20 protein-coding genes are annotated in these 18319 nt (G+C 54.2%); 9 read left to right on the plus strand and 11 right to left on the minus strand.

All coding sequences use genetic code 11. The annotated features are described in order from the left end of the window. Nucleotides 1-4 precede the first annotated feature (4 nt). From hycI to hycA, 9 genes are all read right to left on the minus strand, one after another. Nucleotides 5-472 carry a hydrogenase maturation peptidase HycI gene (hycI, locus tag OQV04_RS08730; RefSeq protein WP_000132960.1) on the minus strand — a complete coding sequence of 156 codons (468 nt, stop codon included), beginning with the start codon at nucleotides 470-472 and terminating at the stop codon, nucleotides 5-7. Beyond that, nucleotides 465-875 carry a formate hydrogenlyase assembly protein HycH gene (hycH, locus tag OQV04_RS08735; RefSeq protein WP_001291913.1) on the minus strand — a complete coding sequence of 137 codons (411 nt, stop codon included), beginning with the start codon at nucleotides 873-875 and terminating at the stop codon, nucleotides 465-467. Before hycH ends, hycI begins: the two co-directional genes overlap by 8 nt. Continuing rightward, nucleotides 872-1639, minus strand: a complete 768-nt coding sequence (gene hycG / locus OQV04_RS08740) for a formate hydrogenlyase subunit HycG (RefSeq protein WP_000067399.1) — start codon at nucleotides 1637-1639, stop codon at nucleotides 872-874. The genes hycH and hycG overlap by 4 nt, the downstream gene beginning before the upstream one ends. After that, nucleotides 1639-2181: a formate hydrogenlyase subunit HycF gene (gene hycF / locus OQV04_RS08745; protein WP_000493785.1), complete on the minus strand. Its 543-nt coding sequence runs from the start codon at nucleotides 2179-2181 to the stop codon at nucleotides 1639-1641. Before hycF ends, hycG begins: the two co-directional genes overlap by 1 nt. A 9-nt stretch (nucleotides 2182-2190) precedes the next feature. Then, the gene (gene hycE, locus OQV04_RS08750) at nucleotides 2191-3900 is read right to left on the minus strand and encodes a formate hydrogenlyase subunit HycE (RefSeq protein WP_247806625.1); all 1710 of its coding nucleotides are present in this window, start codon (nucleotides 3898-3900) and stop codon (nucleotides 2191-2193) included. A gap of 17 nt (nucleotides 3901-3917) precedes the next feature. Then, entirely contained in the window at nucleotides 3918-4841 is a 924-nt protein-coding gene (gene hycD / locus OQV04_RS08755; protein WP_000115226.1) for a formate hydrogenlyase subunit HycD, read from the minus strand. Between the two features lie 2 nt (nucleotides 4842-4843). After that, entirely contained in the window at nucleotides 4844-6670 is a 1827-nt protein-coding gene (hycC, locus tag OQV04_RS08760) for a formate hydrogenlyase subunit 3 (RefSeq protein ID WP_032281490.1), read from the minus strand. After that, nucleotides 6667-7278 (minus strand): formate hydrogenlyase subunit HycB, encoded by a 612-nt coding sequence (hycB, locus tag OQV04_RS08765; protein ID WP_001079186.1) that lies wholly within the window; start codon nucleotides 7276-7278, stop codon nucleotides 6667-6669. The genes hycC and hycB overlap by 4 nt, the downstream gene beginning before the upstream one ends. A 124-nt stretch (nucleotides 7279-7402) precedes the next feature. Further along, nucleotides 7403-7864 carry a formate hydrogenlyase regulator HycA gene (gene hycA / locus OQV04_RS08770; protein WP_000158056.1) on the minus strand — a complete coding sequence of 154 codons (462 nt, stop codon included), beginning with the start codon at nucleotides 7862-7864 and terminating at the stop codon, nucleotides 7403-7405. Nucleotides 7865-8075: 211 nt separating this feature from the next. Between hycA and hypA the strand changes: the two genes are divergently transcribed. The 7 genes from hypA to OQV04_RS08805 all read left to right on the plus strand — a co-directional run bounded on the left by hypA (nucleotide 8076) and on the right by OQV04_RS08805 (nucleotide 14318). Further along, on the plus strand, nucleotides 8076-8426 hold the full coding sequence (gene hypA, locus OQV04_RS08775) for a hydrogenase maturation nickel metallochaperone HypA (protein ID WP_001299100.1): 351 nt from the start codon (nucleotides 8076-8078) through the stop codon (nucleotides 8424-8426). A 3-nt stretch (nucleotides 8427-8429) separates the two neighbouring features. Continuing rightward, entirely contained in the window at nucleotides 8430-9302 is an 873-nt protein-coding gene (gene hypB / locus OQV04_RS08780; protein ID WP_032281491.1) for a hydrogenase nickel incorporation protein HypB, read from the plus strand. Beyond that, nucleotides 9293-9565 (plus strand): hydrogenase 3 maturation protein HypC, encoded by a 273-nt coding sequence (gene hypC / locus OQV04_RS08785; RefSeq protein WP_000334881.1) that lies wholly within the window; start codon nucleotides 9293-9295, stop codon nucleotides 9563-9565. The genes hypB and hypC overlap by 10 nt, the downstream gene beginning before the upstream one ends. Continuing rightward, nucleotides 9565-10686: a hydrogenase formation protein HypD gene (hypD, locus tag OQV04_RS08790; protein ID WP_032281492.1), complete on the plus strand. Its 1122-nt coding sequence runs from the start codon at nucleotides 9565-9567 to the stop codon at nucleotides 10684-10686. The genes hypC and hypD overlap by 1 nt, the downstream gene beginning before the upstream one ends. Further along, a complete protein-coding gene (hypE, locus tag OQV04_RS08795) occupies nucleotides 10683-11693 on the plus strand; it encodes a hydrogenase maturation carbamoyl dehydratase HypE (RefSeq protein WP_032281493.1) in 1011 nt (336 codons plus the stop codon). Before hypD ends, hypE begins: the two co-directional genes overlap by 4 nt. A 73-nt stretch (nucleotides 11694-11766) precedes the next feature. Continuing rightward, nucleotides 11767-13845: a formate hydrogenlyase transcriptional activator FlhA gene (gene flhA, locus OQV04_RS08800; protein ID WP_032281494.1), complete on the plus strand. Its 2079-nt coding sequence runs from the start codon at nucleotides 11767-11769 to the stop codon at nucleotides 13843-13845. Nucleotides 13846-13889: 44 nt separating this feature from the next. Then, nucleotides 13890-14318 carry a TOBE domain-containing protein gene (locus OQV04_RS08805; protein WP_000301062.1) on the plus strand — a complete coding sequence of 143 codons (429 nt, stop codon included), beginning with the start codon at nucleotides 13890-13892 and terminating at the stop codon, nucleotides 14316-14318. A gap of 38 nt (nucleotides 14319-14356) precedes the next feature. Here the strand turns inward: OQV04_RS08805 and OQV04_RS08810 are convergent, their stop codons facing one another. Both OQV04_RS08810 and OQV04_RS08815 read right to left on the minus strand, forming a co-directional pair. After that, the gene (locus OQV04_RS08810; RefSeq protein WP_000015494.1) at nucleotides 14357-14701 is read right to left on the minus strand and encodes a nitrous oxide-stimulated promoter family protein; all 345 of its coding nucleotides are present in this window, start codon (nucleotides 14699-14701) and stop codon (nucleotides 14357-14359) included. Nucleotides 14702-14777: 76 nt separating this feature from the next. Further along, a complete protein-coding gene (locus tag OQV04_RS08815) occupies nucleotides 14778-14912 on the minus strand; it encodes a hypothetical protein (protein WP_000611932.1) in 135 nt (44 codons plus the stop codon). A gap of 75 nt (nucleotides 14913-14987) precedes the next feature. Here OQV04_RS08815 and mutS point away from each other — a divergent pair, with 75 nt between their 5' ends. Both mutS and pphB read left to right on the plus strand, forming a co-directional pair. Further along, nucleotides 14988-17549: a DNA mismatch repair protein MutS gene (gene mutS, locus OQV04_RS08820; protein ID WP_028132375.1), complete on the plus strand. Its 2562-nt coding sequence runs from the start codon at nucleotides 14988-14990 to the stop codon at nucleotides 17547-17549. Nucleotides 17550-17654: 105 nt separating this feature from the next. Beyond that, a complete protein-coding gene (pphB, locus tag OQV04_RS08825) occupies nucleotides 17655-18311 on the plus strand; it encodes a protein-serine/threonine phosphatase (RefSeq protein ID WP_032281495.1) in 657 nt (218 codons plus the stop codon). The last annotated feature ends 8 nt before the right edge of the window (nucleotides 18312-18319 follow it).

An 18319-nucleotide genomic window follows, 5' to 3' on the forward strand; every position in this document is an offset into this window, starting at 1 on the left:
AGAATTATTCTTCCACCGCTAACTGCGCGAAGCCGCCGTTCCCTTCCCAGCCTTCCAGTCGTTGATAAACGGTTTCTACCGCATCTTTAATCGGCTGTGTCATCGGGTAGTAAAAGCCGACGATATCCGGCTGGATGCCGAGGAAAATCACTTCGCCAATATCTTCTTTCAACTGATCGATAAGGTAGTTCAACGGCATGTTATGGGTAGTCATCATAAACATCTCGGCGATATCATCCGGGTCGATGATGCGGATTTCGCCGGGGTTTAGCCCCATATCCGTGGCGTCGACAATCAGCAGTCGTGTCGGGCGCAGTTCACGGATAGCGACGATGTCGTTTTCCGGTGCGCTACCGCCGTCAATCACCACCCAGTTACCTTTCGGCGCGGCAGCGCACTTTTCCGCCAGCAGCGGGCCTGCGCCATCATCGCCCATCATGCTATTGCCAACACAGAGTAAAACGTCAGTCACGCAGTCTCCTCACCATCAAATAGATGGCGTTTTCCTGATGAATATCATGCAGCATACTTAACAGCATTGTACTCCATTCCTTCTGCTGCGAAGTTTGCGCTGCCCGGGCTTTATCGAATGCATTAGCCAGCATCGGCACATGGTTAATGTCGATGACGATCTCACCATATTTCGGCACGCCTTCCATTTTGCGGCGGGCTTCGCTGCCCGCCTCCAGAGTGGCAATCCATGCCAGATAGTCATCCCACGGGCAGGTGAGCGCCGCTTCCAGGCAATCGATAACCCCAAGGTGGTGACCAATCGCCAGGCTGTAATAGACCACCTGCTGCGCCTCGGCGGGCGTGGCATCGTTCTCATCAATAAATTTACGGCTCAGTTGACTGAACACCACCTTTTCACTCATCGGATACGCGCCTCTTCAACAACATGATTCAGATGGCTGACAATCTCGTTCAGACGCGGATCGTTTTCCGCTTCCAGCCAGCGTGCAACCTGTTCTTCGCCCTGCCCTAACTGTGTCAGGAAGTCATCGGCAATCTGACGACCGTAACGATAACCCGCCAGTCGACGTGCTTCGCGATCCACTTTCACACGCAGCGGCTGCACCATATCGCCATGCAGAATTTCTGCCGGTTGTTCATCCTGCTCACCCGGGCCACGGGCGTGAATTTTCTGCTCCAGCAGGCCGAGCGCCATTGCAAAGCCGTACAGCGTGGCCGCTGGCGTTGGCGGGCAGCCAGGGATATAAACATCCACCGGGACGATTTTATCCGTACCGCCCCACACGCAGTAGAGATCGTGGAAGATCCCGCCACTGTTACCGCAGGCACCGTAGGAGATACAGATTTTCGGGTCCGGCGCGGACTGCCACGCACGCAGCGCAGGGGATCGCATTGCACGGGTGACCGCGCCGGTAAACAGTAAAATATCCGCATGACGCGGTGAAGGAACGACTTTAATGCCGAAGCGTTCTGCATCAAACAGCGGCGAAAGCGTGGCGAAAATTTCGATTTCGCAGCCGTTGCAGCCGCCGCAGTCCACGCGGTAAACGTAGGCAGAGCGTTTGATTTTTTTCAGTAACGACGCCTTCATACTGGCGATGGATTCATCCACCGTCATCGGGACCGGAATGCCGTTGGCGTCACGGGGGCCTAATAAATTGCTCATCAGATGGCCTCTTTCATATGGCGAGTCAGTTCAATACGGTCGGACGGCACTAGGCATTTCTGGCGCTTACATTCCGGGCAAGTCTCAAAGCTTTCGCGGTGGTTTTCCGCGCGGCTGTCGCCGTTGTGCTTAAGCAGCGCAATGGCGTAGTCGATCTCTTTCTGAACGGCGAAAGGACGATTGCAGACGCGGCAGTTACACAGCGCGAAGCGGGACTGTTGCAGGAAGTCTTCTTTCTTCCACACCGCCAGTTCGTACTCTTGCGACAGTTTGATCGCCGCCGTCGGGCAAACTTCTTCGCAGCGTCCACAGAAGATGCAACGCCCGAGATTAAACTCCCACGCAAGCTCTCCTGTGGCGAGATCAGTTTCAACCGTTAAGGCGTTTGACGGGCAGGCATTGACGCAGGCCGCGCAGCCGATGCACTGCTGCGGGTTCTGCTCTGGCTTACCACGGAAGTTTTTATCAACCGCAATCGGCTCCAGCGGATAAGACGAGGTCGCCGTGCCGGTTTTGATGACTTTTTTGATAAAGGTAAACATGGCGATTCCTTATTTCAGCGGCGAGTTTTTACGCTCAATGCTGTAACGCTCGAGTTCTTTGTACGGCACCACTTTGCTCTTCTTCTTACGCACATCGACCACGGTCATGCGGTCGGTACAGGAGTAGCAAGGGTCGAGGCTACCGATAATCAGCGGCGCATCGGAAACGGTATTGCCACGCAGCATGTAGCGCAGGGTCGGCCAGTTCGCGTAAGTCGCGGCACGGCAGCGCCAGCGGTACAGCTTCTGGTTGTCGCCGGTCATGCTCCAGTGGATATCGTCGCCGCGCGGCGCTTCGGCAAAGCCCAGCGCAAAGCGGTGCGGAATGTAGGTAAAGCCTTCCACCATCAGCGGGTCACCCGGCAGGTTATCCAGACCGTAGTCGATCATGTTCAGCGCGGTATAGACTTCGTTGATACGCACTTTCAGACGGGAAATAACGTCGCAGCCCTGCTCGCTGTGGACTTCCATTGGCAGCAAGCCATAACCAACAAACGGGTGATCGGCGCGAGTATCGCGGGCGTGACCGCTGGCGCGGACCATCGGGCCAACGTTACTGAAGTCGCGAGCGATTTCCGGGTCCAGACGACCAATGCCGACAGTGCGCTGTTCCATGTTCGGCGTACTCAGCAGCACATCCACCAGCTCCTGCACTTCACGACGCATCTGTTGCGCCAGTTGACGGGTCTGGATCATGTCATCTTTCAGCAGATCGCGACGAATCCCGCCGATCAGGTTCAGGCCGTAGGTTTTACGCGCACCGGTAAGGATCTCTGCCATTTTCATGGAGGTTTCACGCACGCGGAAGAACTGCATAAAGCCGGAGTCGAAGCCGGTAAAGTGGCAGGCGAGGCCGAGGTTGAGCAGATGCGAGTGCAGGCGTTCCACCTCCAGCAGAATGGCGCGGATCATCTGCGCACGTTCTGGCACCTGAATACCCATCGCGTTTTCCACCGACGTGGTGTAGGCGGTGCTGTGAGCAAAGCCGCAGATCCCGCACACACGGTCAGAGAGGAAGGTCACTTCGTTATAACCCATGCGGGTTTCCGCCAGTTTTTCCATGCCGCGATGGACGTAGAACAGACGGTAGTCGGCGTCGATAATGTTTTCGCCATCGACGAACAGACGGAAGTGACCCGGTTCGTCAGAAGTGACGTGCAGCGGACCAATCGGCACGACGTTGTTTTTCTTGTCGCCCAGTTCGTTGATGAACTCGTAGGTTTCAGCATCGGTGGTCGGTGCCGGACGTTGACGATAATCCATGCTGTCTTTACGCAGCGGATAAAGTTCATCCGGCCAGTCATCCGGCAGCACCAGACGGCGTTCATCCGGCAGCCCTACCGGAATCAAACCGTACATATCGCGCACTTCGCGCTCGCCCCACACCGCCGCCGGAACGCGCGGCGTCACGGACGGATACTCCGGTTTGTTGGCATCAACTTCGACGCGAACCGTTACCCAACACTTGGTGCCCTTCTCCATCGACAGCACGTAATAAACGGCGTAATGACCATTCAGTTTGCGTTCGTCGTTACCAAACAGTACCGACAGCCAGCCACCCTGTTTGTAGTAAAGAAACTCCACCACTTCCGGCAGGTAGTTCACCTTTACGGTGACAGTCAGCTGATCTTTGGTCTGCCAGGCGTGGTCCAGCACGACGCCCGGAAATGCCTCATTCAGCGCGGCGAGATAATGTTGACCTAATTTTTCTTCAGACATGCTCAAACTCTCTTTAATCACGCCGCCAGCAAGGAGACGAACGCTAAAAATGCAAAGCCAAACCCAGCCCAGGTAATGCGCGGAGTAATATCAAGACGCAGACGGGCCATGCTGTTTTCGAACAGCGCGATAACCAGGACGCCGACCACCAGTTTGACGATGGCAATCACCAACGCCAGCAGCAGCCCACCGACGGTGAAGGTTTCCATTTGTCCCCACGGAATAAACACCCCGACGAACATCTGCAGCACCACCAACTGTTTCAGGCTGATACCCCATTTCATGACGCCAAAGCCGCTGCCGCTGTACTCAGAGAGCGGACCTTCCTGCAACTCCTGCTCGGCTTCCGCCAGGTCGAACGGCAGTTTTCCCATTTCGATAAAAGTGGCGAACGCACAGGCACAAAGCGCCAGCACCAGCGGGATGCTCTGGCTCAGCGGCCAGTGATAAACGGTGTCGGTGATGTTGCTGATGTTGGTGGAACCGGCAACCTGTGCGGCAACCCACAGACCAAGCAGCAGCATCGGTTCGACCAGCACGCCAAGCATCGCTTCACGGCTCGCGCCGATAGCAGTAAACGGGCTACCGGTATCCAGACCGGAAATGGCAAAGAAGAAACGCGCGATGGCAAAGAGATACAGTAAGGTGATCAAATCGCCCAGTTGCGGCAGCGGAGAACCAACGGTCACCACCGGCAGCGCAGTAGCGATAGTCAGCATGACGCCCACCATCACATACGGCGTCAGGCGGAACACCCAGCCGGAGGCATCCGGGCCAACGCTCTGACGCCCCAGCAGTTTGATAATGTCGCGATACTCCTGCAACACGCCCGGCCCGCGACGGTTATGCAAGCGGGCGCGCGCCACGCGGGTTATACCGGAGAGCAGCGGCGCAACGGCAAATAACACCAGCGCCTGAATTAACGGATATAAAACACTCATTCTCAGGCTCCTCGTGAAACAATAATCACCACCAGTACCGCCAGTTCAACCAGCGCCATCCGGCGGAACAGCAACGCACTCCCCTCGCACTGCCAGCCCGGCACCAGCGACACCGGATTCAGCCATTTGCGCAGTTTCAGCACCGGCGCAAACGCCTGTTTCACCGGCATGGCAAAACCGTGAGCGGTAATCACCATTGATTTTTCGTGGTCGTAACCGCACACCCAGGCCGCACCGCGGGAACGCGATGGCAAACGATCGCCTTTGCAAATCGCCATAATGATGAATGGCAGCAGCGGGCAGGCAATCAGCAGCAACGTGATCATCGGTTGAGAAACGGTGGTGTTAGCAGGCTCCAGCGGCAGAGGTACAGCAGCAGACAGCATCGGCAGCAGCCACGGCGCAGCAACACCGCCAATTACGCAGCAAATCGCCAGTGCCACTACGCTTACGCTCATCAGGAGCGGCGCACAGGTGGCGTTTTCGGCTTCTTTGGTACGCGGCGCGCCGAGGAACGTGACGCCATAGACTTTCGCCATACACATAACCGCCAGCGCACCGGTAATTGCCAGCCCCACAGCGAGCAGCGGCCCCAGCAGACGTGCAACAAACGCGCCACTATTGCTCAGTTTGAAAAAGGATTGATAGATAACCCATTCCCCGGCAAACCCGTTCAGCGGCGGCAGCGCAGCCATTGCCATCAACCCGACTAACATGGCGATGGAGATAACCGGCATTTTCTTGCCAATACCACCGAGTTTTTCGATATCGCGATGACCGGTACGGAACCAGACGCTCCCCGCCCCGAGGAACAGTACGCTTTTGAACAGGCTATGGTTAAGCAGATGGTACAGACCACCGACCAGGCCAAGAGCAATCAGCGCCGGTTGTTCGAGCGCGATACCCGTTACGCCAGCGCCCAGCCCCAGCAGGATAATGCCGATATTTTCCAGGGTGTGGTAAGCCAGTAGACGCTGGATGTTATGCTCCATCAGCGCATACAGACCACCGACGAACGCGGTGATCATACCGAGCACCAGCAGCGCGATCCCCCACCACAGCGGTGCATTACCACCCAGCAGCGACAGGGTTAAAATGCCCAGCAGGCCAATTTTCATGACTACCGTAGAAAACAACGCGGCAGCTGGCGCAGAGGCGTTCGCATGTGCCTGCGGCACCCAGCCGTGCAGCGGAATAATCCCGGCCAGCAGGCCAAAGCCAATCACACCGAGCAGCCAGATATCGGAACCGAGCGGCAGCTGTTGCATACGCATATCCAGCAGGCGCAGATCCAGCGTGCCGTAACGCTGCCACAGCAGCCAGCAAGCAATCGCCAGCAGCAGAGTGCCAAGACGCCCCAGCGCAAACCACAGTTTGCCCTCTTTGCTGTTGTTGGTGAGGAACACCGCACACAAGGCCATGACTTCAGCCATTACCACGAACATGCCGAGGTTGCTGGCGATGACGGCGCAGACGGCGGCAGCCATCAACATATTGATCTGCAAGCCGTTGCACTTCACCTGCGCGTGGCGATGCCAGTCAATGTTGTAGAGGCTGACAAACAGACCGCACAGACCGAGCGTAATCAGCCAAATCGCGTTAAGCGGAGAGATTTGCACATCGTAGCTTACCAGCGACAGCGCACCGCTCACGCCAACCGCGCCAGTCAGTACTGTGAAGCCCGCTGCTGCCGTATACAGACTACCAACCGCGCCGCCAATTCCGGCTATCCAGCCGCTTAGCGCCTTTTGAAAAGAAAAGAGAAATGCCAGAACAGCGGCGGCGACAAACCACGCCACGCCGCTATTGATCAGGGAAATTGCGCTCATTTAGCCTCTCCACTTTGAGCCTGCTGAAACAAGGTGAGATCGCCAAAGTCCGTGTTAAAGGTCAGCTCACGCTTACGTTTGCTGACGCGGGCGATATCGGTGTTATCCACCAGATGCAGGGCTTTAGTCGGGCACATCCGCACGCAGGCCGGACCTTGTTCATCAAAGCTACAAAGGTCACATTTGACGGCGATCGCGCGAATACCTGGCACCCAGTCAAGCAATGTGCTGACACGCGCCGGAGCAGGCGGTGCCGGTGGCGCTTTCGGGGTATTGGCGTTTGCCGGAATATCCAGCGGACGGCTGCCGGAAAATTCGATTGCGCCAAACGGGCAGGCGATGCCGCACAGTTTGCAGCTTACGCACAGACTTTCATTCAACTGCACGGCCCCATCAACGCGGGTGATGGCGTTAACCGGGCAGACCACCGCGCAGGGTGCATCTTCACAGTGGTGACAGAGCTGCGGCGCAGATTCTTTTTCATTGAGCATCACTCTCAGGCGCGGCATTGATTGCAGGCCGTGCTGGCGATGCGTCTCTGAACAGGCGGCCTCACAAGTGTGGCAACCGATACAGAGCGTGGAGTCAGCAATTACAAAACGATTCACCAGGCATTCCTCAGGTGATTGTCATTTTTGACGAAAACATGCCGATGAAATGTCATTTTCGACACTCATCGACACGCCCATCCCCAAACAGGCGTAACGCCTGCAAAACGGGCAAAGCCTCAGCTCATGCTGCCGGGCTTTGTCCCTTTACCAGTTGGCTTAAATTCACCGGCACATTGTTTTCAATGGCGGTGTATAAGCTGTCGTAAACGCCAGCGATTTTTTCGAGATAGTGTTCCAGAACCTGTTCGCGATCGCGGATGTTGACCTTGCCATCAATCATGCCGTCAATGCTCAGTTGCGCCTGCGCAATCCGCTGTTTGTCTTCGCCATCTTTTGTTTCGACGTAATACTCGATGGTGTGGCTGTTAAAGCCATCCGCCAGGGTGACGTAAATACGAAAATGTTCAAAAAGGACGAAACAGAGTTCTTTGTCCGGCGCGCAGCTCATGGCGTGATGCAGGCGCGCTTTCGATAACGTGATCCCCTGAACCAGCGAATTGCAGTAGATGTGCCACTGGTCCTGTAGGCGACGATGCCGCTGTGCGATGTAATCGGCTTTCTCGCTTATTTCCCAAATAGTCATTGTCAGGTTACCCGTTTAACAGAGATGCCAGCTTTAAGCATTTTTTGTGCCAACTTTTAATTTATTGTTATTAAAGCGATTTTTAAGATTTTGGTGAATTTCGTCGCCGTGTCGACGTGTCATTTCGACATCATCGACATTATTCACTGCAGGGATAATCAACACTGGCACAATTATTGCTTGTAGCTGGCAATAGTTAATGGGAGGCGATATGCACGAAATAACCCTCTGCCAACGGGCACTGGAATTGATCGAACAGCAGGCCGCAAAACACGGCGCAAAACGCGTAACTGGGGTCTGGCTCAAAATTGGCGCATTTTCTTGTGTCGAAACCAGCTCTCTTGCCTTTTGTTTTGATCTGGTTTGCCGCGGCAGCGTGGCGGAAGGTTGTAAACTGCACCTCGAAGAACAAGAGGCCGAATGCTGGTGTGAAACATGCCAACAGTATGTGACGCTACTGACCCAGCGCGTCCGCCGCTGTCCACAGTGTCATGGTGACATGCTACAGATTGTGGCAGACGACGGTTTACAGATTCGGCGGATAGAAATAGACCAGGAGTGAGCGATGTGTACAACATGCGGTTGCGGTGAAGGCAACCTGTATATCGAGGGTGATGAACATAACCCTCATTCCGCGTTTCGTAGCGCGCCATTTGCCCCGGCGGCACGCCCGAAGATGAAAATCACCGGCATTAAAGCGCCTGAATTTATCCCCAGCCAGACTGAAGAAGGCGACCTGCATTACGGTCATGGCGAAGCGGGCACTCACGCACCGGGCATGAGCCAGCGCCGGATGCTGGAAGTCGAAATTGACGTGCTGGACAAAAACAACCGTCTGGCTGAACGCAACCGCGCGCGCTTTGCTGCCCGCAAGCAACTGGTGCTCAACCTGGTTTCCAGCCCTGGTTCCGGTAAAACCACCCTGCTGACGGAAACCTTAATGCGCCTGAAAGACAGTGTTCCGTGCGCGGTTATTGAAGGTGACCAGCAAACCGTGAACGATGCCGCACGCATTCGCGCTACCGGCACACCAGCGATTCAGGTGAATACCGGTAAAGGCTGCCATCTTGACGCACAGATGATTGCTGACGCCGCACCGCGCCTGCCACTGGACGATAACGGTATTCTGTTTATCGAAAACGTTGGCAACCTCGTATGCCCGGCGAGCTTCGATCTCGGTGAAAAACACAAAGTGGCGGTGCTTTCCGTTACCGAAGGTGAAGACAAACCGCTGAAATATCCGCATATGTTTGCCGCCGCCTCGCTGATGCTGCTCAACAAAGTTGACCTGTTGCCGTATCTCAACTTTGACGTTGAGAAGTGCATCGCCTGCGCCCGCGAAGTCAATCCAGAAATTGAAATCATCCTTATTTCCGCCACCAGCGGCGAAGGGATGGACCAGTGGCTGAACTGGCTGGAGACACAGCGATGTGCATAGGCGTTCCCGGCCAGATCCGCACCATTGACGGTAACCAGGCGAAAGTCGACGTCTGCGGCATTCAGCGCGATGTCGATTTAACGTTAGTCGGCAGCTGCGATGAAAACGGTCAGCCGCGCGTGGGCCAGTGGGTACTGGTTCACGTTGGCTTTGCCATGAGCGTAATTAATGAAGCCGAAGCACGCGACACTCTCGACGCCTTACAAAACATGTTTGACGTTGAGCCGGATGTCGGCGCGCTGTTGTATGGCGAGGAAAAATAATGCGTTTTGTTGATGAATATCGCGCGCCGGAACAGGTGATGCAGTTAATTGAGCATCTGCGCGAACGTGCTTCACATCTCTCTTACACAGCCGAACGCCCTCTGCGGATTATGGAAGTGTGTGGCGGTCATACTCACGCTATCTTTAAATTCGGCCTCGACCAGTTACTGCCGGAAAACGTTGAGTTTATCCACGGTCCGGGTTGCCCGGTGTGCGTACTGCCGATGGGTAGAATCGACACCTGCGTGGAGATTGCCAGCCATCCGGAAGTCATCTTCTGTACCTTTGGCGACGCCATGCGCGTACCAGGGAAACAGGGATCGCTGTTGCAGGCAAAAGCACGCGGTGCCGATGTGCGTATCGTTTACTCGCCGATGGATGCGTTGAAACTGGCGCAGGAGAATCCAACCCGCAAAGTGGTGTTCTTCGGCTTAGGTTTTGAAACCACCATGCCGACCACCGCTATCACTCTGCAACAGGCGAAAGCGCGTGATGTGCAGAATTTTTACTTCTTCTGCCAGCACATTACGCTTATCCCGACGCTTCGCAGTTTGCTGGAACAGCCGAATAACGGTATCGACGCGTTCCTCGCGCCGGGGCACGTTAGTATGGTTATCGGCACTGATGCCTATAATTTTATCGCCAGCGATTTTCATCGTCCGCTGGTGGTCGCTGGTTTCGAACCCCTTGATCTACTGCAAGGCGTGGTGATGCTGGTGGAGCAGAAAATAGCGGCCCACAGCAAGGTAGAGAATCAGTATCGTCGGGTGGTACCGGATGCCGGTAACCTGCTGGCGCAACAGGCGATTGCCGATGTGTTCTGTGTCAACGGCGACAGCGAATGGCGCGGCTTAGGCGTGATTGAATCTTCTGGCGTGCACCTGACGCCGGATTATCAACGATTCGATGCCGAAGCACATTTCCGCCCGGCACCGCAGCAGGTCTGCGATGACCCGCGCGCGCGTTGTGGTGAGGTATTAACGGGCAAATGTAAGCCGCATCAATGCCCGCTGTTTGGTAACACCTGTAATCCTCAAACCGCATTTGGTGCACTGATGGTCTCCTCCGAAGGAGCGTGCGCCGCGTGGTATCAGTATCGTCAGCAGGAGAGTGAAGCGTGAATAATATCCAACTCGCCCACGGCAGCGGCGGCCAGGCGATGCAGCAATTAATCAACAGCCTGTTTTTGGAAGCCTTTGCCAACCCGTGGCTGGCAGAGCAGGAAGATCAGGCACGTCTTGATCTGGCGCAACTGATAGCGGAAGGCGACCGTCTGGCGTTCTCCACCGACAGTTACGTTATTGACCCGCTGTTCTTCCCTGGCGGTAATATCGGCAAGCTGGCGATTTGCGGCACAGCCAATGACGTTGCGGTCAGTGGTGCCATTCCGCGCTATCTCTCCTGTGGCTTTATCCTCGAAGAAGGATTGCCGATGGAGACACTGAAAGCCGTAGTGACCAGCATGGCAGAAACCGCCCGCACGGCAGGCATTGCCATCGTTACTGGCGATACTAAAGTGGTGCAGCGCGGCGCGGCAGATAAACTGTTTATCAACACCGCGGGCATGGGCGCAATTCCGGTGAATATTCACTGGGGCGCACAGACGCTAACCGCAGGCGATGTATTGCTGGTTAGCGGTACACTCGGCGACCACGGGGCGACTATCCTTAACCTGCGTGAGCAGCTGGGGCTGGATGGCGAACTGGTCAGCGACTGCGCGGTGCTGACGCCCCTTATTCAGACGCTGCGTGACATTCCCGGCGTGAAAGCGCTGCGTGATGCCACCCGTGGTGGTGTAAACGCGGTGGTTCATGAGTTCGCGGCAGCCTGCGGTTGCGGTATTGAAATTTCTGAATCAGCGCTGCCGGTTAAACCTGCCGTGCGCGGCGTTTGCGAATTGCTGGGACTGGACGCCCTGAACTTTGCCAACGAAGGCAAACTGGTGATCGCCGTTGAACGCAACGCGGCAGAGCAAGTGCTGGCAGCGTTACATTCCCATCCACTGGGGAAAGACGCGGCGCTGATTGGTGAAGTGGTGGAACGTAAAGGTGTTCGTCTTGCCGGTCTGTATGGCGTGAAACGAACCCTCGATTTACCACACGCCGAACCGCTTCCGCGTATATGCTAATAAAATTCTAAATCTCCTATAGTTAGTCAATGACCTTTTGCACCGCTTTGCGGTGCTTTCCTGGAAGAACAAAATGTCATATACACCGATGAGTGATCTCGGACAGCAAGGGTTGTTCGACATCACTCGGACACTATTGCAGCAGCCCGATCTGGCCTCGCTGTGTGAGGCTCTTTCGCAACTGGTAAAGCGTTCTGCGCTCGCCGACAACGCGGCTATTGTGTTGTGGCAAGCGCAGACTCAACGTGCGTCTTATTACGCATCGCGTGAAAAAGACACCCCCATTAAATATGAAGACGAAACTGTTCTGGCACACGGTCCGGTACGCAGCATTTTGTCGCGCCCTGATACGCTGCATTGCAGTTACGAAGAATTTTGTGAAACCTGGCCGCAGCTGGCCGCAGGTGGGCTATACCCAAAATTTGCTCACTATTGCCTGATGCCACTGGCGGCGGAAGGGCATATTTTTGGTGGCTGTGAATTTATTCGTTATGACGATCGCCCCTGGAGCGAAAAAGAGTTCAATCGTCTGCAAACATTTACGCAGATCGTTTCTGTCGTCACCGAACAAATCCAGAGTCGCGTCGTTAACAATGTCGACTATGAGTTGTTATGCCGGGAACGCGATAACTTCCGCATCCTGGTCGCCATCACCAACGCGGTGCTTTCCCGCCTGGATATGGACGAACTGGTCAGCGAAGTCGCCAAAGAAATCCATTACTATTTCGATATTGACGATATCAGTATCGTCTTACGCAGCCACCGTAAAAACAAACTCAACATCTACTCCACTCACTATCTTGATAAACAGCATCCCGCCCACGAACAGAGCGAAGTCGATGAAGCCGGAACCCTCACCGAACGCGTGTTCAAAAGTAAAGAGATGCTGCTGATTAATCTCCACGAGCGGGATGATTTAGCCCCCTATGAACGCATGTTGTTCGATACCTGGGGCAACCAGATTCAAACCTTGTGCCTGTTACCGCTGATGTCTGGCGACACCATGCTGGGCGTGCTGAAACTGGCGCAATGTGAAGAGAAAGTGTTTACCACTACCAATCTGAATTTACTGCGCCAGATTGCCGAACGTGTGGCAATCGCTGTCGATAACGCCCTCGCCTATCAGGAAATCCATCGTCTGAAAGAACGGCTGGTTGATGAAAACCTCGCCCTGACCGAGCAGCTCAACAATGTTGATAGTGAATTTGGCGAGATTATTGGCCGCAGCGAAGCCATGTACAGCGTGCTTAAACAAGTTGAAATGGTGGCGCAAAGTGACAGTACCGTGCTGATCCTCGGTGAAACTGGCACGGGTAAAGAGCTGATTGCCCGTGCTATCCATAATCTCAGTGGGCGTAATAATCGCCGCATGGTCAAAATGAACTGCGCGGCGATGCCTGCCGGATTGCTGGAGAGCGATCTGTTTGGTCATGAACGTGGGGCTTTTACTGGTGCCAGCGTCCAGCGTATCGGTCGTTTTGAACTGGCGGATAAAAGCTCCCTGTTCCTCGACGAAGTGGGCGATATGCCACTGGAGTTACAGCCGAAGTTGCTGCGTGTATTGCAGGAACAGGAGTTTGAACGCCTCGGCAGCAACAAAATCATTCAGACGGACGTGCGTCTAATCGCCGCGACTAACCGCGATCTGAAAAAAATGGTCGCCGACCGAGAGTTCCGTAGCGATCTCTATTACCGCCTGAACGTATTTCCGATCCACCTGCCGCCACTACGCGAGCGTCCGGAAGATATTCCGCTGCTGGCGAAAGCCTTTACCTTCAAAATTGCCCGTCGTCTGGGGCGCAATATCGACAGCATTCCTGCCGAGACGCTGCGCACCTTGAGCAACATGGAGTGGCCGGGTAACGTACGCGAACTGGAAAACGTCATTGAGCGCGCGGTATTGCTAACACGCGGCAACGTGCTGCAGCTGTCATTGCCAGATATTGCTTTACCGGAGCCTGAAACGCCGCCTGCCGCAACGGTTGTCGCTCAGGAGGGCGAAGATGAATATCAGTTGATTGTTCGCGTGCTGAAAGAAACTAACGGCGTGGTTGCCGGGCCTAAAGGCGCTGCGCAACGTCTGGGGCTGAAACGCACGACCCTGCTGTCACGGATGAAGCGACTGGGAATTGATAAATCGGCATTGATTTAACAGATGTGGTTATACTCGATCAACATTCAATGAAAGGAGGCAGTATGGCAGTTTCAGCAAGAAATCAATTAACCGGAACAGTTAGCGCAGTAGCAATGGGCGCGGTGAATGACGAAGTAGAACTGACGCTGGCAGGTGGTGCAAAACTGGTGGCGATTGTTACACACAGCAGCCAACAGGCTCTGGGGCTGGCAAAAGGGAAAGAAGCGATTGCCCTGATTAAAGCCCCGTGGGTAACGCTGGCCACGGAAGACTGTGGACTGAAATTCTCTGCTCGCAACCAGTTTGCTGGCAGCGTGTCGACAATCACCGAAGGCGCAGTGAACGCCACTGTCCATATCAAAACGGATGCGGGTTTTGAAATTGTGGCAGTGGTAACAAATGAAAGTCAGGATGAAATGAAACTTACCACTGGCTCACGCGTTATTGCGTTGATCAAAGCATCAGCAATCCTGATTGCTACCAAAGCGTAAGCGCCTTATTTGCCGGAGAGTATGGCTCTCCGGCAGATTTATTTCTTTGGACGATATTTTTCTGGCAACTCCGGCACCGGACGCTTGTCATCGATGAGATGACGCACGGTTAAGATCGGATGACGCCACAGCATTCTCGGCCCGGCCCAACGCATAATCTGTTTCATCTCTTCACGCTTTGCAGGCTGGTAACAGTGCACCGGACACTGCTTACAGGCTGGCTTCTCTTCGCCGAACACACATTTATCCAGCCGCTTTTGCGCGTAAACAAACAACGCCTCGTAATGCTCCGGCTCCGCTGACGCCTGCGGGCATTTCGCTTGATAAAGATCGATCATTTTTTTAATCGTCAGTTTTTCACGAGAGATACGCTTGCCGGACATACTGCCTCCACCTCATTAAGATGCATTTATATTACAACTTAATCTTAAAGGGCACTATGACTCTAAAGAAGAAGGGTTAGCCAACCGATACAATTTTGCGTACTTGCTTCATAAGCATCACGCAAAAGCTGCAAAACAGCATCTTTCCCGGAACCAGCATCAAGAACTCGCCGTTCGCTTCTTCCCCTGAAATGATTAACTCCGGTATCATGTGCGCCTTATGTGATTACAACGAAAATAAAAACCATCACACCCCATTTAATATCAGGGAACCGGACATAACCCCATGAGTGCAATAGAAAATTTCGACGCCCATACGCCCATGATGCAGCAGTATCTCAAGCTGAAAGCCCAGCATCCCGAGATCCTGCTGTTTTACCGGATGGGTGATTTTTATGAACTGTTTTATGACGACGCAAAACGCGCGTCGCAACTGCTGGATATTTCACTGACCAAACGCGGTGCTTCGGCGGGAGAGCCGATCCCGATGGCGGGGATTCCCTACCATGCGGTGGAAAACTACCTCGCCAAACTGGTGAATCAGGGCGAGTCCGTTGCCATCTGCGAACAAATTGGCGATCCGGCGACCAGCAAAGGTCCGGTTGAGCGCAAAGTTGTGCGTATCGTTACGCCAGGCACCATCAGCGATGAAGCCCTGTTGCAGGAGCGTCAGGACAACCTGCTGGCGGCTATCTGGCAGGACAGCAAAGGTTTCGGCTACGCGACGCTGGATATCAGCTCCGGGCGTTTTCGCCTGAGCGAACCGGCTGACCGGGAAACGATGGCGGCAGAACTGCAACGCACTAATCCTGCGGAATTGCTGTATGCAGAAGATTTTGCTGAAATGTCGTTAATTGAAGGCCGTCGCGGCCTGCGCCGTCGCCCGCTGTGGGAGTTTGAAATCGACACCGCGCGCCAGCAGTTGAATCTGCAATTTGGGACCCGCGATCTGGTCGGTTTTGGCGTCGAGAACGCGCCGCGCGGACTTTGTGCTGCCGGTTGTCTGTTGCAGTATGCGAAAGATACCCAACGTACGACTCTGCCGCATATTCGTTCCATCACCATGGAACGTGAGCAGGACAGCATCATTATGGATGCCGCGACGCGTCGTAATCTGGAAATCACCCAGAACCTGGCGGGTGGTGCGGAAAATACGCTGGCTTCTGTGCTCGACTGCACCGTCACGCCGATGGGCAGCCGTATGCTGAAACGCTGGCTGCATATGCCAGTGCGCGATACCCGCGTGTTGCTTGAGCGCCAGCAAACTATTGGCGCATTGCAGGATTTCACCGCCGAGTTACAGCCGGTACTGCGTCAGGTGGGCGATCTGGAACGTATTCTGGCGCGTCTGGCGTTGCGTACTGCTCGCCCGCGCGATCTGGCCCGTATGCGCCATGCTTTCCAGCAACTGCCGGAACTGCGCGCGCAGTTAGAAAATGTCGATAGTGCACCGGTACAGGCGCTGCGTGAGAAGATGGGCGAGTTTGCCGAACTGCGCGATCTGCTGGAGCGGGCAATCATCGACACACCACCAGTGCTGGTACGCGACGGTGGTGTTATCGCACCGGGCTATAACGAAGAGCTGGATGAGTGGCGGGCGCTGGCTGACGGCGCGACCGATTATCTGGAGCGTCTGGAAATCCGCGAGCGTGAACGTACCGGCCTGGACACGCTGAAAGTCGGATTTAACGCGGTGCATGGTTATTACATTCAGATCAGCCGTGGACAAAGCCATCTGGCCCCCATCAACTACATGCGTCGCCAGACGCTGAAAAATGCCGAGCGCTACATTATTCCAGAGCTAAAAGAGTACGAAGATAAAGTTCTCACCTCAAAAGGCAAAGCACTGGCACTGGAAAAACAGCTTTATGAAGAGCTGTTCGACCTGCTGTTGCCGCATCTGGAAGCGTTGCAACAGAGCGCAAGCGCGCTGGCAGAACTTGATGTGCTGGTTAACCTGGCGGAGCGGGCCTATACCCTGAACTACACCTGCCCGACTTTTATTGATAAACCGGGTATTCGCATCACCGAAGGCCGCCATCCGGTGGTTGAACAGGTGCTGAATGAGCCGTTTATCGCCAACCCGCTGAACCTGTCGCCACAGCGTCGCATGTTGATCATTACCGGTCCGAATATGGGCGGTAAAAGTACCTATATGCGCCAGACCGCACTGATTGCGCTGATGGCCTACATCGGCAGCTATGTACCGGCACAAAAAGTTGAGATTGGACCTATCGATCGCATCTTTACCCGCGTAGGGGCAGCGGATGATCTGGCATCCGGGCGTTCAACCTTTATGGTGGAAATGACCGAAACCGCCAATATTTTACATAACGCCACCGAATACAGTCTGGTGTTAATGGATGAGATCGGGCGTGGAACGTCCACTTACGATGGTCTGTCACTGGCATGGGCGTGCGCGGAAAATCTGGCGAATAAGATTAAGGCATTGACGCTGTTTGCTACCCACTATTTCGAGCTGACCCAGTTACCGGAGAAAATGGAAGGCGTCGCCAACGTGCATCTCGATGCACTGGAGCACGGCGACACCATTGCCTTTATGCATAGCGTGCAGGATGGCGCGGCGAGCAAAAGCTACGGCCTGGCGGTTGCAGCTCTGGCGGGCGTGCCAAAAGAGGTGATTAAGCGCGCACGGCAAAAACTGCGTGAGCTGGAAAGTATTTCGCCGAACGCCGCCGCTACACAAGTGGATGGTACGCAAATGTCTTTGCTGTCAGTACCGGAAGAAACCTCGCCAGCGGTCGAAGCTCTGGAAAATCTCGACCCGGATTCACTAACTCCGCGTCAGGCGCTGGAATGGATTTATCGCTTGAAGAGTCTGGTGTAATAACAATTCCCGATAGAAAAATACTATCGGGAATATTATCTACAGCTGACGAATCAAATAAAAATACCCTGTATAATAGGAAAGTTTATTTTACAGGGTAAAACCATGCCATCTACACGCTATCAAAAAATCAATGCCCATCACTATCGCCATATATGGGTCGTTGGTGATATTCATGGTGAATATCAGTTATTACAATCCCGCTTACATCAACTCTCTTTTTTCCCCGAAACCGACTTACTTATTTCTGTCGGCGATAATATTGATCGTGGGCCGGAGAGTCTTGACGTCCTGCGCCTGCTAAACCAGCCCTGGTTTATCTCCGTTAAAGGCAACCACGAAGCAATGGCGCTGGATGCGTTCGCGACCGGCGATGGCAATATGTGGCTTGCCAGCGGTGGTGACTGGTTCTTTGAGTTAAATGATATGGAACAAAAAGAAGCTATAGGTCTATTGCTGAAATTTCATCAACTTCCACATATTATTGAAATTACCAACGACATTATAAAATATGTCATCGCACATGCGGATTATCCGGGCAATGAATATCTCTTTGGCGGACAAATAGCGGAGAGCGAATTACTTTGGCCTGTTGATCGTGTGCAGAAATCTCTTAATGGCGAGTTACAACAAATAAACGGCGCTGATTATTTTATATTTGGACATATGATGCTTGATAACATTCAGACGTTCGCTAACCAGATTTATATTGATACCGGATCGCCGAAAAGCGGGCGGCTGTCATTTTATAAAATAAAGTAGTCTCATGC

This window comes from Escherichia sp. Lx600-2, from assembly GCF_036662595.1.
Classification (GTDB): domain Bacteria; phylum Pseudomonadota; class Gammaproteobacteria; order Enterobacterales; family Enterobacteriaceae; genus Escherichia; species Escherichia coli.

Bases quoted from the DNA above. Each gene is read 5' to 3' on its own strand.
- hycH (WP_001291913.1), bottom strand. From the start codon at position 875: ATGAGTGAAAAGGTGGTGTTCAGTCAACTGAGCCGTAAATTTATTGAT.
- hycG (WP_000067399.1), bottom strand. From the start codon at position 1,639: ATGAGCAATTTATTAGGCCCCCGTGACGCCAACGGCATTCCGGTCCCG.
- hycF (WP_000493785.1), bottom strand. From the start codon at position 2,181: ATGTTTACCTTTATCAAAAAAGTCATCAAAACCGGCACGGCGACCTCG.
- hycE (WP_247806625.1), bottom strand. From the start codon at position 3,900: ATGTCTGAAGAAAAATTAGGTCAACATTATCTCGCCGCGCTGAATGAG.
- hycD (WP_000115226.1), bottom strand. From the start codon at position 4,841: ATGAGTGTTTTATATCCGTTAATTCAGGCGCTGGTGTTATTTGCCGTT.
- hycC (WP_032281490.1), bottom strand. From the start codon at position 6,670: ATGAGCGCAATTTCCCTGATCAATAGCGGCGTGGCGTGGTTTGTCGCC.
- hycA (WP_000158056.1), bottom strand. From the start codon at position 7,864: ATGACTATTTGGGAAATAAGCGAGAAAGCCGATTACATCGCACAGCGG.
- hypA (WP_001299100.1), top strand. From the start codon at position 8,076: ATGCACGAAATAACCCTCTGCCAACGGGCACTGGAATTGATCGAACAG.
- hypB (WP_032281491.1), top strand. From the start codon at position 8,430: ATGTGTACAACATGCGGTTGCGGTGAAGGCAACCTGTATATCGAGGGT.
- hypC (WP_000334881.1), top strand. From the start codon at position 9,293: ATGTGCATAGGCGTTCCCGGCCAGATCCGCACCATTGACGGTAACCAG.
- hypD (WP_032281492.1), top strand. From the start codon at position 9,565: ATGCGTTTTGTTGATGAATATCGCGCGCCGGAACAGGTGATGCAGTTA.
- flhA (WP_032281494.1), top strand. From the start codon at position 11,767: ATGTCATATACACCGATGAGTGATCTCGGACAGCAAGGGTTGTTCGAC.
- OQV04_RS08805 (WP_000301062.1), top strand. From the start codon at position 13,890: ATGGCAGTTTCAGCAAGAAATCAATTAACCGGAACAGTTAGCGCAGTA.
- OQV04_RS08810 (WP_000015494.1), bottom strand. From the start codon at position 14,701: ATGTCCGGCAAGCGTATCTCTCGTGAAAAACTGACGATTAAAAAAATG.
- OQV04_RS08815 (WP_000611932.1), bottom strand. From the start codon at position 14,912: ATGATACCGGAGTTAATCATTTCAGGGGAAGAAGCGAACGGCGAGTTC.
- mutS (WP_028132375.1), top strand. From the start codon at position 14,988: ATGAGTGCAATAGAAAATTTCGACGCCCATACGCCCATGATGCAGCAG.
- pphB (WP_032281495.1), top strand. From the start codon at position 17,655: ATGCCATCTACACGCTATCAAAAAATCAATGCCCATCACTATCGCCAT.